General features: G+C 68.9%; 11 protein-coding genes. 5 read left to right on the top strand and 6 right to left on the bottom strand.

Features of this window, described 5'->3' with window-relative positions; all coding sequences use genetic code 11:
• Positions 1–63: 63 nt before the first annotated feature.
• The 3 genes from DM992_RS38540 to DM992_RS38530 all read left to right on the top strand — a co-directional run bounded on the left by DM992_RS38540 (position 64) and on the right by DM992_RS38530 (position 4,004).
• Positions 64–981 carry a LysR family transcriptional regulator gene (locus DM992_RS38540; protein WP_111021461.1) on the top strand — a complete coding sequence of 306 codons (918 nt, stop codon included), beginning with the start codon at positions 64–66 and terminating at the stop codon, positions 979–981.
• A 511-nt stretch (positions 982–1,492) separates the two neighbouring features.
• Positions 1,493–2,710 carry an MFS transporter gene (locus tag DM992_RS38535; protein ID WP_111021460.1) on the top strand — a complete coding sequence of 406 codons (1,218 nt, stop codon included), beginning with the start codon at positions 1,493–1,495 and terminating at the stop codon, positions 2,708–2,710.
• 181 nt (positions 2,711–2,891) lie between these two features.
• On the top strand, positions 2,892–4,004 hold the full coding sequence (locus tag DM992_RS38530) for an alkene reductase (protein ID WP_111021459.1): 1,113 nt from the start codon (positions 2,892–2,894) through the stop codon (positions 4,002–4,004).
• A 78-nt stretch (positions 4,005–4,082) separates the two neighbouring features.
• Here DM992_RS38530 and DM992_RS38525 read toward each other — a convergent pair whose 3' ends face one another.
• From DM992_RS38525 to DM992_RS38515, 3 genes are all read right to left on the bottom strand, one after another.
• Positions 4,083–4,754, bottom strand: a complete 672-nt coding sequence (locus DM992_RS38525; protein WP_111021458.1) for a phosphohydrolase — start codon at positions 4,752–4,754, stop codon at positions 4,083–4,085.
• 97 nt (positions 4,755–4,851) lie between these two features.
• Entirely contained in the window at positions 4,852–6,738 is a 1,887-nt protein-coding gene (locus DM992_RS38520) for an amidohydrolase (RefSeq protein ID WP_111021457.1), read from the bottom strand.
• A 158-nt stretch (positions 6,739–6,896) separates the two neighbouring features.
• Positions 6,897–9,788 carry a winged helix-turn-helix domain-containing protein gene (locus DM992_RS38515; RefSeq protein ID WP_111021662.1) on the bottom strand — a complete coding sequence of 964 codons (2,892 nt, stop codon included), beginning with the start codon at positions 9,786–9,788 and terminating at the stop codon, positions 6,897–6,899.
• A gap of 397 nt (positions 9,789–10,185) precedes the next feature.
• Between DM992_RS38515 and DM992_RS38510 the strand changes: the two genes are divergently transcribed.
• Positions 10,186–11,094 carry an AraC family transcriptional regulator gene (locus DM992_RS38510; RefSeq protein WP_111021456.1) on the top strand — a complete coding sequence of 303 codons (909 nt, stop codon included), beginning with the start codon at positions 10,186–10,188 and terminating at the stop codon, positions 11,092–11,094.
• Between the two features lie 39 nt (positions 11,095–11,133).
• On the opposite strand, the gene DM992_RS38505 is transcribed toward DM992_RS38510, so the two are convergent.
• Together DM992_RS38505 and DM992_RS38500 are read right to left on the bottom strand one after the other, a co-directional pair.
• Entirely contained in the window at positions 11,134–12,075 is a 942-nt protein-coding gene (locus DM992_RS38505; RefSeq protein WP_111021661.1) for an MBL fold metallo-hydrolase, read from the bottom strand.
• Between the two features lie 217 nt (positions 12,076–12,292).
• Positions 12,293–12,943 (bottom strand): DsbA family oxidoreductase, encoded by a 651-nt coding sequence (locus DM992_RS38500; protein ID WP_111021660.1) that lies wholly within the window; start codon positions 12,941–12,943, stop codon positions 12,293–12,295.
• A 124-nt stretch (positions 12,944–13,067) separates the two neighbouring features.
• Here DM992_RS38500 and DM992_RS38495 point away from each other — a divergent pair, with 124 nt between their 5' ends.
• Positions 13,068–13,973 carry a LysR family transcriptional regulator gene (locus tag DM992_RS38495; protein WP_111021455.1) on the top strand — a complete coding sequence of 302 codons (906 nt, stop codon included), beginning with the start codon at positions 13,068–13,070 and terminating at the stop codon, positions 13,971–13,973.
• 23 nt (positions 13,974–13,996) lie between these two features.
• On the opposite strand, the gene DM992_RS38490 is transcribed toward DM992_RS38495, so the two are convergent.
• Positions 13,997–15,454, bottom strand: coding sequence for an alginate export family protein (locus tag DM992_RS38490; protein ID WP_111021659.1), 1,458 nt, complete (start codon positions 15,452–15,454; stop codon positions 13,997–13,999).
• Positions 15,455–15,457: the final 3 nt, after the last annotated feature.

The following is a 15,457-nucleotide window of genomic DNA, read 5'->3' as shown; positions in this document are numbered from 1 at the left end:
GCACGACACATCGCGCCGGCATGAACCGGCGCGGGCGACAAACAGGCTGGAGATTTCGGAACGATGGATACCTTGCTTTCAATGCGCGTGTTTACGCGCATCGTCGAGACAGGCAGCTTCACGCGCGCGTCCGACACGACCGGGCTGACGACGCCGCGCGTGTCCGCGCTGCTGAGCGCGCTCGAACAGCATCTCGGCTGCCGGCTGCTGAACCGCACCACGCGCCGGATCTCGCTCACCGAGGACGGGCAGGCGTACTACGAACGCTCGGTCGCGGTGCTGCGCGAGATCGACGACATGGAGGCATCGGTATCGCAAGCGCGCAACGTGCCGCGCGGCCGTCTGAAAGTGAACCTGCCGCCAGCCATGGCGAAGCAGATCATGGTGCCCGCGCTGCCCGAATTTCTCGCCGCCCATCCGGGCATCATGGTCGAGCTCGGCGTGACCGACCGCCAGATCGACCTCGTCGGCGAAGGCGTCGACTGCGTGGTGCGGATCGGCGCGCTCGACGATTCGGGGATGGTCGCGAAACGGATCGGCAGCCTGACGACCTGCACCTGCGCGTCCCCCACGTATCTCGACCGATGCGGCGCGCCCGAAACGGTGGACGATCTCGCCCAGCACGTCGCGGTCAGCCACATCTCGGCCGATACGGGCCGCCCGCGCCCCTGGGACTACACCGTCGACGGCGAAACGCGCATCGTGCAGATGTGCGGCACGGTCGCGGTCAACGACGCCGACACCTACATCGAGTGCGGCGTCGCGGGGATCGGCCTGATCAAGACCTCGCTGTACCTGGTCGAGCCGTATCTGAAATCGGGGCGCCTGCGCGAGGTGCTGACCGATTTCAACACGCCGCCCCGGCCGATCTCGATCCTGTATCCGCCCAATCGGCATACGCCCGTCAAGCTCAAGGTCTTCGTCGACTGGCTCGCGGGGCTGTTCGCGGAAATTCCGACGCTGCAGGGCAAGCGCTGTTGACGCCAGCCGCAGTCGAAGTCCGCTGTTGAAACCCGCAGTTGCAATTGATCGTCCGCGCCGCCGCGCGTACCGCACGAATCAACTGATTTAAGACGGCGTTCAGGACTATTCAGTGCTGTCGATCCAGACTGGTCTCATCGGGCTTCGCGATCCGCGATATCCGCGCCGGAGGCCCGTTTCGAGACACGCATCATGAAGATCGCAGCCGCCGCGCCGTCCGTCCAGGCCGTTTTCCATGCCCCCAACCCCGCCTTCGCCAGCGGCCGCATCGCGCTAGTCGCCGACGCGGCCCCTCCTCGCGCGGGCGCGGCCGCCCGACGCGCATGAACCCGCGCACGATCCGCCCCCTTTGCGTGGCGCGCAATGCTCGATTGCGCCCCGGACGTATTCCCTTGTTATCGATCGATCAATAATCTTGACGGCAATGCGGCGGCTTCCGTTTCGCCGCGACGGCAATCGCAACGCCCGCCCGATGAACGGGCACCCGATATCTCTTTCCAAGGAGTCGACCATGCCAGCAGAATCCACCCCGCTCGCGCCCCACGGGCACGCGGCCAAGCTTACGCAGGGCCTCATCCTGCTGTTCGCGTTCAGTTGCGGCGCGATCGTCGCGAACCTGTACTACGCGCAACCGATCACCGAACTCATCGCGCCCAGCCTGCACATGTCCGGCGAGACCGCGAGCCTCATCGTATCGCTGACGCAGATCGGCTACGCGCTCGGCCTGTTCTTCATCGTGCCGCTCGGCGACCTGCTCGAGAATCGCAAGCTGATGATCGTCACGGCCGTCGTGTCGATCGCGAGCCTCGCGGCGGCCGCGGTCGTCCAGACGCCCGGGCTGTTCCTCGCGATTTCGCTGCTGGTCGGCTTCAGCTCCGTCGCCGTGCAGATCCTGGTGCCGCTCGCCGCACACCTCGCGCCGGATCATTCGCGCGGCCGCGTGGTCGGCACGATCATGAGCGGGCTGCTGCTCGGCATCCTGCTCGCGCGCCCGCTGTCGAGCGTGGTGGCAGATGCATTCGGCTGGCGCTTCGTGTTCGCGGCCGCCGCCGTGCTGATGACGCTCGTGACGGCCGTGCTCGCGCTGACGATCCCGTCGCGCCAGCCCGATCACCGCGCGACCTACTTCGAACTGATCGGTTCGCTGCTGCATCTGGTCCGCACGATGCCGGTGCTGCGCCATCGCGCGTTCTACCAGGGCCTGATGTTCGCGTCGTTCAGCCTGTTCTGGACCGCCGTGCCGGTCGAGCTGACGCGTCACTATGGGCTGTCGCAATCGGCCATCGGCCTGTTTGCACTCGTCGGCGCGATCGGTGCGACGTCGGCACCGGTCGCGGGCCGCCTTGCGGATGCCGGCCATACCGTGCGGGCGACGCTGATCGCGCTGGTCGCCGGCGCACTGTCGTACGCGGTCACGCTGATCCATGGCGCCGGCCTGTATGGCCTCGTCGTCACGGGCATCGTGCTCGATTTCGCGGTGCAGATGAACATGGTGCTCGGCCAGCGCGAGATCTACGCGTTGCACGCGGCGAGCCGCAACCGCCTGAACGCGCTGTACATGACGAGCATCTTCGTCGGCGGCGCCATCGGCTCCGCGCTCGCGAGCCCGCTGTACGAGCACGGCGGCTGGCCGCTCGTCGCCGCCGTCGCCGGCGCGTTCCCGATCGTCGCGCTCGCGCACTACCTGGTCATCGGGCGTCCGCACGCGCAACGCCACGCACAGACCTGAACCGGCGCCGGCACCGGTTCACGCGCGAATCCCGCCCGGGCCGTTCGCGCGCCGGAACGCTGCCGGCACGTCACCCGCGTCACTCCCGAACTTTCCGCAGGGCCCGCCGTTGCGCCGGTCGCAACCGGACGCTATCTCACGATCAGCGGCGCCGCCCTGCTCCACGCAAAAGGAATCCATCATGTCTTCCCTGCTCAGCCACTACGATCTGCGCGGCCTGCCGCTTCCCAACCGTGTCGTGATGGGGCCGATGACGCGTTCGCGCGCGCCGTCGCGCGGCCAGCCGACCGAACTCATGGCCGAGTACTATGCACAGCGCGCGTCCGCCGGCCTGATCGTGACCGAAGCGACCAACGTCAGCCCGGCCTCCGCGTCGTTCGAACTGACGCCGGGGCTCGTCACCGACGAACAGGCGGCCGGCTGGAAGCAGATCACGGACGCGGTCCACGCGAACGGCGGCCGGATCTTCGCGCAGCTGTGGCACGGCGGCCGGGTCAGCTCGCTGACGCTGCTCGGCGGCGACGCGCCGCTGTCGCCGTCCGGCGTCAACGACGATCTCGAGCAACTGCAGGTGTGGGCGCAGTTGCAGAACGGCTATTACACGAAGATTCACGCGACGCCGTCGCGTGCGATGACGACGGACGAAGTCGCCGGCACCGTCGACGAATTCCGCCAGGCGGCCATCCGCGCGATGGCGGCCGGCTTCGACGGCGTCGAGATCCACGCGGCCAACGGCTACCTGCCGCACCAGTTCCTGTCGTCGACGCTGAACCGCCGCGACGACCGTTACGGCGGTTCGGTCGCGAACCGCGCGCGCTTCCTCGGGGAAATCGTCGACGCGGTCGGCGGCGTGATGCCGCTCGACCGCGTGGGCGTGCGCATCTCGCCGTACGCGAAGTACAACAACGTGCGCGACGCGGATCCGGACGCGACGTATGCGTACGTCGGCCGCATGCTCGACGAAGCCGGCGTCGCCTATCTGCACGCGGCCGACACCAACGGCTGGAGCGGCGAGCCCGACCTGCCGCGCATCGTCGAGAACACGCGCAAGACCTTCGGCGGCACGCTGATCGTCAACGGCGGCATCGCGCCGGAGGCCGCAAGCGCACTGATCGATGCCGGCGACGCCGATCTCGTCGCGTTTGCACGCGCGTATATCGCGAACCCCGATCTCGTCGAGCGCATCGCGGCGAATGCGCCGCTCGCCGCGCCGAAGCCGGTCGGCTGGTATGGCGGCGACCGCGCGGGATACGTCGACTATGCGCGTCACGACGCGACCAGCCGGGCGGCCTGAGCCCCGCTCCGGCGGCGGCCCGATGCGGTCTCGCTCAGGCCGTCGCCGACCTTGGTCGAACCTGCCGTGCGGACCCGCTCACGCGTCGTTCCAGCGCGCGCCCAGCACGCGTCCGCAGAAATTCGGCCGGTGAAAATCCGGGTCGGCGCGCTCGAGCACGTCGGCGCTCCACGTGCCGAACGTCGACGCCGGCCGGTGCGCGACCCCGCGCGCGATCGCATCGAGGAACGCGTCGCCGAACCCGTCGCCGCGCGGGTACGCGGCGAGCAGCGCCCGCCGCTCGTCGGCCGAATACGCGTCGACGCCGGTTGCCATCAGGTCGGTCGATATGGCGGACGCCAGCGCGCGCGCGAGCGGCGACACGCGCGCGGCCACACCGGGCGTCGTATGCAGCGCGATCGCGTACCACACGTCGTCGCGCATGCGCTGCGACGTCTGATGGCGCAGCAGGAACGCCCGCGCGGCGTCGGCGCTGTCGAGCTCGTAGCGCCCGGTCGAACGGCCATACGCGGTGCTCAAGCCCATGTTCGCGTACATCGCGGCCACGTACAGCATATCGGCATCGCAGGTTTCGCTGGCACGTCGCGCGGCAAGCGACGCGAGAACGAACACCCGGCATGCGTGGTCGGTAATCACCTGCGGCAGCGACGCGCATGCCGCTTCGGCGGCTTCGATCGCCATCGGCGTCCGGGGAATGCGGACGCCGGCGACTTCGTCATGGGCCGATGCGCACGTGTGCGCAGAATTCATCTCGTCTCCTTCTGCCCCGCGCCGGGGGCGGGAAATTGTCCATTCATCGCGCGGCATGCGCCGGGGTCGCCGGCCTGCCCCGCTGAGCGACGCCGTCCTAAAAGGCGACGCCGGGTTGACCAAATGCTTCGCACTGCTTGACGGACTCCGTCGCGGCCGCATGAAGGCACTGCGCGAGACGGCGCCCGTAACCGCGCGCAGAACCGGCATCCGGGCCGGCATCGGCCGCCGCGCGCGGCTGTGCCGGCGCGGCCGGACGACGCCGGCCGACTCCGCCGAATTCGGCCACCGGCGACCACGCGGGGCGGACCGCCAGCGGCGGCGGCGCAAGCGGCGCGAACTCGTCGTCCGCATGCACGACCTTGCCGTCGACGACCGTCAGCACCGACGAAAGGAACTTGATCCGCGCCTCGTCGATCGTGAAGTAGTCGTCCGTCAGCACCGCAAAATCCGCGTACTGGCCGGGCACCAGCGCGCCCTTGCGGTCGTCCTCGTTCGAGAACCATGCGCTGCCGACCGTATAGCGGCGCAGCGCTTCCATCCGGCTGAGCCGGTTGCGTTCGGGATAGAGCGCCGTGCCGCCGACGGTGCGCCCGGACACCATCCAGTACAGCGCCACGAACGGGTTGTAGCTCGCGATGCGCGTCGCATCGGTGCCCGCGCCGACCGGCAGCCCGGCCGCCAGCATCGCGCGGATCGGCGGCGTGCGCGCGGCCGCTTCGGCGCCGTAGCGTGCAATGAAGTACTCGCCCTGGAACGCCATCCGGTGCTGGACCGTCACGCCGCCGCCGAGCGCGGCGATGCGCGCGATGTTCACATCCGAGATCGTCTCGCAATGATCGAAGAACCAGCGCAGCCCTTCGAACGGGATGTCGCGGTTCACGGCTTCGAGCACGTTCAGGAAGCGGCCGATCGATTCGTCGTACGTCGCGTGCAGCCGGAACGGCCAGCGGTGCCGCACCAGCAGCCGGACCACCGCGGCCAGCTCCGCCTCGAGCGCTGCGGGCAGTTCGGGGCGCGGTTCGAGAAAATTCCCGAAATCGGCTGCCGAATACACCAGCAGTTCGCCGGCGCCGTTCATCCGCAGGAACCCGTCGCCGTCGCCGGGCCGCGCCAGCGTCACCCATCGCGCGTAGTCGTCGAGTTCCCGTCCGGCATGCTGCACGAACAGGCTGTAGGCAATGCGCACCGTCAGTTCGCCGCGCTTCGCGAGCGCCATGATCGCCGCATAGTCGTCCGGATAGGCCTGGAAATCGCCGCCCGCGTCGATCGCGCTCGTCACGCCGAGGCGGTTCAGTTCGCGCAGGAAGTGCCGCATCGAATTCATCTGCTCGTCGTGGCCGAGCTTCGGGCCCTTCTCGAGCGCCGCATGCAGGATGCCCATGTCCGGACGCGCGATCAGCATGCCGGTGGGCCGGCCGAGGCGATCGCGCTGGATCTCGCCGCCGGGCGGATCGGACGTATCGCGGCCATAGCCGATCGCGCGCAGCGCGGCCGCGTTGAGCAGCGCGCTATCGCCCAGGTGCATGATGAAGACCGGCGTGTCGGGCGCGATCGCGTTGAGCTCGGCCGCCGTCGGACCGCGCTTTTCCACGAACTGGAATTCGGTCCAGCCGCCCACGACGCGCACCCACTGCGGCGCAGGCGTGCGCAGCACCTGGCGACGCAGCATGCCGAGCGCATCGGCGAGCGTCGGCACGCCGTCCCAGCGCAGTTCCAGGTTGAAGTTCAGGCCGCCGCGGATCACGTGCAGGTGCGAATCGTTCAGCCCCGGGATCACGGTGCGGCCGTTCAGGTCGATGCGCAGCGTGTCGGCACGCGCATGGCGCATCACCTCGTGCCCGCTGCCGATCGCGAGGATCCGGCCGTCCTTCACCGCGAGCGCGGTCACGAACGACTGCCGGTCGTCCTGCGTCGCGATCTTGCCGTTGCATACGATGAGGTCCGCCGTTTCGGCGGAATCCGTCGCCCTAAGCACCGTCATGCCTCCCGCTTGCGCCGCACGCCGGCATACGGCCGCAGGCCGCCTGCTTCCGGTTTGACGATACACGGACCATCCATTCCCCCTTGAACGTTGAACGATCGGACCGACCGGCCGCGGCGCGATGGCGCGGCGGGGTCCTGCGCGGGCCGGGTGCGCCGTTACGCAACCGACTGCACCGCATCCATCGCCTCGTGCCGCATGCGCGTGCGGCCCGTCGACGGCGTCGTGTCCGGCCGGACGAAGTTCTGCACGCGCGCCAGCCGGCGCACGTCGAACGCACGCGATTGCGGATCGAAATGCCCCGACAGACCGGCCAGCAGCGACGAAGCCTGTCCGGTCCGCCCGCGCTCGATCAGGTGATCGGCGAGATCGAGCGTGCCGCGCAGCGCCCACATGGCTGCCCCTTGCCCGTTCGCGGTATGGATCCCCATCAGCAGATGACGGTGCCCGTCGGCTTCGCAGGCGACCGCGAGGTCCGCATCGGCGCTGCGTGCCTGTTCGAGCATCGCGAGCCCTCTGGCGCGCAGCAGTTCGGGCACGAACAGATGCTCGCCGTGCATGCGGCAGCGCGCGAGCGTCGCGTCGAGCTTCGTGCATGCCTCGGCCGCGCGGCCCGTGCGCGTCAGCCCTTCCGCGTACGCGACGATCAGCGGCGCGAGCGTGCGCTGAAAGCCGCTCGCTTCGATGCGCCGCAGCGCGGGCTCGAGCCGTGCGAGACCGGCGCCGGGGTGCCCGGTCTGCATGTCGAACTGCCCGGCAAGGCATTCCGCGTGGCCGAGCCAGATGTCGAACCCGTTCGCCTGTGCGGTCGATCGCAGCGTCCCGAGATAATCGGAAATCACGTCGTGATCGCCGTAGCGCAATGCAATCGGCACAGCCGCGGCACCGAGCACGACGCACAGCGCCGGCGCCGAACCGCTGCGGCGCGCGCACTCGACCGCCTGCGCCGCCAGGCGCATCGCATATTCCGGGTCGCCCTGTATCCACACGAGCCGCGTCAGCATCGTCCGGCCGAGCGTCGCGACGTCGATCCCGAGCGCCGCCTCTGCACAGGACGGTTCGCCGACCTCGGCCAGCTCGGCCATCGCCGCCTCCAGCCGCTCGCGCGCCTGCGCATGCTCGCCGAAGTAATGCAGCGAGGTCGCGACCATCGCGGTCGCCAGCAGCCGCTGCGACCGGTCGCCCCGCCGCTCCGCGGCGCGCTCGAAGCGCGTCGCGTAGCGCAGCGATTCGTGGATGTCGGAGCGCGTCAGCATCGTGTTCCACAGCCCGACCAGCGCACGCGCGTCGAACGCCTCGTCGCCGATCCGGCCCGCGAGACCGAGCGTCCGGTCCCACATCGCCGCGGCCGTGTGCGTATCGCCATCGGTATGCAGCAGCGCCGCCGCATAGGCCGCGCGCAGGCGCATTTCACGCGCCGCATCGATGCCCCCGACCGCCCCGGCCTCGATTGCGTCGAGCGCTCGCCTCGCCGATATCGAACATTCGCGCATCCGCGCCGGCTCCCGCAACGCGAGCGCCAGCGCGTCCGCTTCCAGCGCGTGCGGCTCGGCCACCGCGGGCTCGCGCGGCGCCGGCGCGCCCGCGGCGAGACGCAGGCTCGCGAGGTCCGCGGCTTGTGCCTGCGTCAGCATTCGCGCCTCCCCCTGCTCGCGTTCGTAGCGCGCATGACGCTCGGCGACGGTTTCGAATTCGCCCTCGTTGTGCAGTTTCTCGAGCGCATACGCGCGCGTCGATTCCGTCAACCGGTAGCGCGCCTGCGCGCCGTCGAACTCGACGGTCACCAGCGACTTCGCGACCAGTTCGCCGAGCACTGCGATCATCCCGGCGGCCGACATGCCGGGATCCATCGCCACCTCGCGGGCGGCATCGAACGTAAACGGGCCGATGAAGCACGCCATGCGGCGAAACAGCGACCGGGCGGCCGCATCCAGCAGCACATAGCTCCAGTCGAACGTCGCCCGCAGCGTCTGGTGGCGCGGCAGCGCCGAGCGCAGCCCGCCCGTCAGCAGGTTCAGCCGGTCGTCGAGACGCGACGCGACGACCTCGAGCCCGAGCGTCGCGACGCGCGCGGCGGCCAGTTCGATCGCCAGCGGCAGCCCGTCGAGGCGCCGGCAGATGTCGCCGATCAGCCTGACGCCGGCCGCGTCGACCTCGCAATCGGGCGTGGCGGCGCGAATCCGCGCCAGAAACAGCTCGACGGCCGAATGGCGCACGATCTCGTCGACGGACGCGCTGCCGTCCGGAACCGCCAGCGGGGCCACGCGAAACACGGCTTCGACCGAGATATGAAGCGGCTCGCGGCTCGTCACGAGCACGCGCAGCGGCGCGGCTCGCGACGTCAGCGTTTCGACCAGGTCGGCCACCAGGTCGACGACGTGCTCCGCGTTGTCGAGCACGAGCAGGCCGCGCGAAGCGGCGAATGCATCGCCGATCCGGTCGGCGGCAGGCACGCCGTCCGTCTCGAGCCCCAGTTCCGCGGCAATCGCGAGCAGCACGTCGTCGCGCGTCGCGGCACTTGCCAGCTCCACGAACAGGCCACGCTCGCCGGACCGGCAGCGCAGCTCGTGCACGACACGGTTGGCCAGGCTCGTCTTGCCGATGCCGCCCGCGCCGACCAGCGTGACGACCGGCGCACGTTCGATCATGTCGACGATCTGCTCGATCTCGGCCTGACGTCCGACCAGCGGAACCGGATGAAAGGCAGCGGCAACCTCGGGCGGACATTCGGCCGCGCGCGGCGGCGCCGAATGCGCGACCGGCGGCTGCGCGATCAGCAGGTAGCCGCGGCCCGGCACCGTCTTGATCAGGTCGCGGTTCGCTCCCAGTGCCTTGCGCAACGTCGCGACATGGACCTGCAGCCGGTTTTCCTCGACGATCAGGCCCGGCCAGACGGCATCCATGATGTCGTCCTTCGACACGACGGAACCGTTCGCGCGATGCAGCACTTCAAGTATGTCGAGTGCACGTGCGCCGATACGCAGCGACGCGCCGTGATGGCGAATGTCGCGCTGCTCGAAATCCACCGACAAATTCCCGATCTGGATCATGGCCGCCTCCAGGTTCCCCACGATGACCGCCATGTGAACGCACGGTTCACCGGGGCGGGAGTCCTCGCCCGGCCAGCCCTGCAGGCCGGGCACAAAGTCTCAAAAAGTGGGCCGAGTGTAAACGCGGGTTAAACAAAAATCTTGAAGGAAAATGCGCTGGCACCGTGCAGAACGGCATGCCGCCGAACCCGCGCCGCGCGATTGCAAATGGGGCAACATCAATCGGAATCGCGCCTCCGCTTGCCGGCCGGGCCTGGCGCGGCATGGATCGACCGAATCAAGCATTCCGTCAGCCAGCGGACATTTATTCAAGTTATCTTGGGCCTGTCGGGCGTGCTATACACTGCACGCAACCAGGATGCTCGCGCACCGCACCCCATCGAAGGATCGTTCCATCATGCCAGCCCCTCTCGCCGCGCCACCGGCGCCCCCACCGAAAGACACGCTCGGATGCATCTCGACCCTGTTGTCCAAGGATATTGAAAGGTCGGTCGGCGGCCTGACGCTCCACCGCAAATGCATGCGCGACGAGCAATTCGAGCGCATCGAGATGGCGGCCAGCGATCGCGGCTTCCTGATCGGCGTGTCGCTCAATGGCGGGCACCGGCGCACGATCTACGGCGGAGCCGGCAAATCCGAGCGGCAGTTTCAGCACAACTCGATCTACATTCGCGACTTTTCGCGGAATTTCCGCGCCGACCTGTACGGCAAGTTCGACTTCCTGCTCGTCGAGCTGTCGCGCAGCTACCTCGAGCGCGTCGGCCGCGAGCACGACGGAACGGAAATCGGCGGCCTGACCTGCGCGCCCGACGCGCAGGACGCGGTGCTGGGCCATCTCGCGCACGCCGTCGCCAACAGCCTCGACGCGCCGGGCGCGCTGAACGCGCTGTTCGTCGAGCAGATGGGGCTCGCGATCGGCACGCATCTCGCATGCCGCTACGGCAATGCGCACGCGCGCGACCTGCAGCGCAAGGGCCTGCTGTCGCCGGCCAAGGCGGCGCTCGCGAAGGAACTCCTGATGGAAAAGGCCAACCTCGGCGTATCGATCGAGGAAGTGGCCAACGAATGCGATCTGTCGCGCGGCTATTTCATCCGCGCGTTCTCGCGCACGACGGGCCGCACGCCGCATCAATGGCTGCTCGAACAGCGCGTGATCCGCGCCCGGCAACTGATCGAGACGACCGACATGACGCTCGCCGAAATCGCGGCCGCCTGCGGCTTCGCGGACCAGAGCCACCTGAACCGCGTGTTCGCGCGCATCGTCGGCCATCCGCCCGGCGCATGGCGGCGCGAACTGTCGCGCTGAAGCCGTCGCGCGCGGTCGCGGCACGCGCGCGTCATCGTGTCATTGAAGCGGCGTCGCGTCATAGTTGACCGGCACCCAGTCGTACTGCTCCCCGTCCCTGCGCAGATGCCCGAGCCCGGGAAACGCGATGTGCGCGGCACCGACCAGATAACGCTTGTCCGCGACGCGCTTCAGCGTATCGCGCCGGGTGCGGCGCGCCGCGTCGGCATCGCTGTCGTACTGGACGGTCGCGTCCGGATCCTGCAACTGGATCGCCGCGACGTGCACGATGTCGCCCCAAGCGAGCAGCCCGGCGTCGCCGCTTTCGATCAGATAGGCCGTATGGCCCGGCGTATGGCCGGGCATCGGCACCGCGCGAATGCCGGGAGCGAGCGTCGCTTCGCCGCGAAACGTCTTGAAGCGTCCGGCCGCGACGTACGGTGCGACCGACGCGGCCGCCGCATCGAAAAACGACGCGAGGAATGCCGGCGCCTGTGCCTTGTTGTCCGGATCGAGCCAGTAATTCGCTTCGATCTCGTTCACGCGAACGACCGCATTCGGAAAGGTCATCCTGCCGTTCGACACAATGCCGCCGACGTGATCCTTGTGCAGGTGCGTGAGCAACACTTCATCGATCTGCTCCGGCGCATAGCCTGCCGCGCGCAGGTTCGCGAGCAGCTTGCCGCAGCAGTCGCCATACAGCACGCCGGCGCCCGTATCGACGAGAATCCGCTTCGATCCCGTATCGACCAGGAACGCGTTGATCGACCCCTGGACGGGCGGCTCGAGAAACTCGCGATCGAGATCGCGCCGGATTTCGTCCTTCGACACATCGCGGAAGACCGTATCGACCGGAAACGGATGCGTGCCGTCGGACAGTGCGACGATCCGGAGATCGCCGAGCTTCTGCCGATAGAAGCCGGGGGCCTGGTTCCCGCCGCCCGGCTCGCCGGCGAACGCGACCGTTGCGATGATGCCGACGCACCACGCGATGAGCAGCATGCGGCCCGAGCGCGCCGCGCGCGTGCGCCAGTTCAAGTTCTTCATGTCCGTTTCCCGGGTTGCGTATCGACGTTGCGACGTTGCGACGTTGCGCGCCGGCCAGCCGGCACGGCCGGCGAGAAGCACGCGACACCGAGCTTACCGGCCGGATTCGCAATAATCCTGAGCGGGACATGAATCGTTCTGAAGGCCGTGCCCCGGCGGCGCCGGCCCGGATTCAGGCGGCCCGGTCACGCGCGTGCTGCGCGGCAATCAACGCATCGCGAAAGACGGCAGCCGGCTGCGCGCCGCTGACGACCGACAGCCCGATGCGCGTCGACGGCACCGACGCGACGCCTTCGCGCACCGCCTGCGCTTCGAGCGCGACCACCGCGTCGAGCCCATCGCCGGACGCCAGGAACGCACGCACCGCGTCGCCCGGCAAACCGGCGCCGGCCGCAATCTCGACCAGCACGTCCGCGTCGCCGATATCTCGGCCGTCGCGGAAATACGCGGCAAACAGCGCGTCGACGAGCGCGACCGCGCTGCCGCGTTGCTGGGCGAACCAGACGAGCCGGTGTGCAAGGCGCGTGTTCGGCGTGCGCGCGATCCGCGCATGATCGAACACGAGGCCGGCCGCCCGGCCGGCTTCGGCCACATGCGCGTCGAGTGCCTGCGAGCGCGCCCAGCTGCCGAACTTCGCGCTCCGGTACGCCTTGCGGTCCATGCCGCCGGCCGGCATCGACGGGTTCAGTTCGAACGGCACGAACCGGACGTTCACGTTGCCGGCCAGGCCGGCTTCGTCAAGCGCCTCCGCGAGCCGGTGCTCCGCAATCCAGCACCACGGGCAGATGAGGTCGTAGGTCACCGTTACTTCGAGGGGTTTCATCGCAGGCTCCTTCCTGTACATTGCAGTCCGGAAGATAGCGCGTGCGGGCCGACGATAGAATGCGAACGGCGCGCAACGCATCGTTGCGGCGCGCACAAAGGCACAAAGTCACAAAGGCGACGACATGGACAAATTCTCCGCGCTGCGCGCGTTCGTGGAAGTGGCGGAAGCCGGCGGCTTCTCGAGCGCGGGACGGCGCCTCGAACTCGCAGCGTCGTCGGTGGTGCGCGCGGTGGATGCGCTCGAGGCGTCGCTCGGCACCGTGCTGCTGAACCGCACGACGCGACAGGTCACGCTGTCCGATGCCGGCTCCGTGTACTACGCCCGCGCGAAGCGGCTGCTCGAGGAACTCGCGGAAGCCGACGCACTGGTTTCAGATCGCGGCGACGAGCCGTCCGGACCGCTGCGGGTGTCGGTGCCGGTCGCGTACGGCGTGCGCCGCATCGCGCCGCACGTCGCGGCCTTTCTCGCGCGCTATCCGAAGCTCGACCTCGACCTGCAGCTCACCGACGAACGCGTCGATCTCGCCGCCGGCCGGATCGACGTCGCGATCCGGCTCGGCGAAGCGGCGCCGTCCGCGGAAGTCGTCGCGCGGCAGCTCGGCACGTTCCAGCGCTATGTGGTCGCGAGCCACGACTACCTCGCTGCGCACGGCACGCCATCGGCGCCGGGCGAGCTGGTCGATCACGGGTGCCTGCGCTTTCATTTCGGCGGCGACCAGCAGGCGTGGACGTTTGCCGACGCGCACGGCACGACGAAAGTGCTCGTCGCCGGGCGCCTGAAATCGAACCACAGCGAAGTATTGCGCGATGCCGTGCTCGACGGCGCCGGCATCGCGCTGCTGCCCGACTGGCTGGTCGACGCCGACGTGCAATCGGGCCGCCTGCGCAGGCTCTTCGAACAGTACGACGTCACGCCCGATGCGGCGCGCTCGGTCGTCACCGCGCTCTACCTGCCGAATCAGCGCGGCTCGAAGCGCGTCACGGCGTTCATCGATTTTGTCGAAGCGCTGGCGCGCACGCAGCACTGAGCGGCGCGGCGCGCCGCGTCGCATTACCAGCCGAACTTCGCTTCCATGCCGACATAGTCGGCATTGCGCGCACCGAGCGCGCGGATCGAGTTGGCGACCTGGAAGTGCACGGCCTCGACGGCCAGCGCAACGTTCGCATTGACGAGCCAGTCCACGCGGGCCTGCGCATACATGCCCGTCCACGAACCGCCCTTGCCGGCCGTGCCCGGCACCGCCGACATCCCTTGCCCGTAGATCGCGTCGCCCGTCGTCTCGCGCCACTGGAAACCGACCGCGGTCAGCACCGTCACGTTGCTGGCCGGCTTGAACGTCAGCGAAGGCTTCACGTGAATCAGGTTGCTGTAGCCGGTGTAGCCGGCCAGCGTGAAGTAATAGCCGTTCGGAAACAGCGGGTTGAAGGTGCCCATGCGCCCGTCGCCGGGATGCTTGTCGCCCGACGCGCCGTCGACCTGAATGCCGATGCGCGGCGTGCCCGCCGTCTTCGTGAACGTGTAGCCGCCCAGCGCACCGAACGCCCACGCACCGATCGTGTCCTGTCCGATGTGCCCCGTCTGGAGCATCGCCTCGACGTCCCAGTCGAGCCGGCCGGATTTGCCCGCGTAGCGCATGTCGAACACGTCGCGCCGCTCGGTGCCGGCCCCGGCGAGATAACGCGCGTTGTCGCGCGTATAGCGCGACCAGTAGGCCGACAGGTCGCCGGGGCCCGTGCCGCTGCGCTCGACGCGCACGCCGTCGAATCTCAGGTGCCGGTTCGACACGTCGTCGAACACCGCGTCGTCGCGATATTGCACCGGGCGCGTCACATAGCCGATCAGCCGCCATTTGCCGATTTCGTAGTTCGCCCACAGCGCATCGAACGCCTGGCGCACGTTCGGCCCGTCGCGCACCGACACGAACCGCTGCAAGTCGAACGCCATCTCCTGCCGGCCGATGCGGGTCTTGAGCGTGCCGCCGCCAATTTGATCGACATACGCGACGAACGCCTGCTCGATGTCGAGCTGATCCTTGTCGACGGGCCCGACCGTGTCCTTGCCGAACGGCCGCGCATCGACGAACTGGACGAACGCCTGGAAATGCCCGGCATAACGCAGATCCGCATGCACCGTCGCGCGCTGGATCACGTAATTGTCGTCATGCGCGGCCCCGAGCCCGAACAGCGGCGCATTGTTCAGCTCGAAGCGCTCGCGCAGGTTCGCGCCGAGCGACAGGTAGGTCGACGGGTCGGCGCCCAGCGGGATGTACTTCAGCGCGTCGAGCGGCTGGCGCGGCACGCACGGATCCGCGAGTACCGACCAGTCTTCCTGCCAGCGGTTGAACAGCAACGTGGGGCGCTTTGCGGTGCACGTCGCGCCGGCGGTCGAGGCCGGCGCCGCGGCATCGGCCGCCGCGGATTCCTCGGCGCCGGCCGCCGTCCCGGCGTACGTCGCGACGCCGCCCGCCAGCACGGCGGCCGGCAGCACGCGCCGCCACGCCCGTCTCATCGG

Origin of the sequence: Burkholderia sp. JP2-270, assembly GCF_003233675.1 — a bacterium.
In the GTDB taxonomy this organism is placed as follows: domain Bacteria; phylum Pseudomonadota; class Gammaproteobacteria; order Burkholderiales; family Burkholderiaceae; genus Burkholderia; species Burkholderia pyrrocinia_C.
This window is presented reverse-complemented; position numbering and strand designations above follow the sequence as displayed.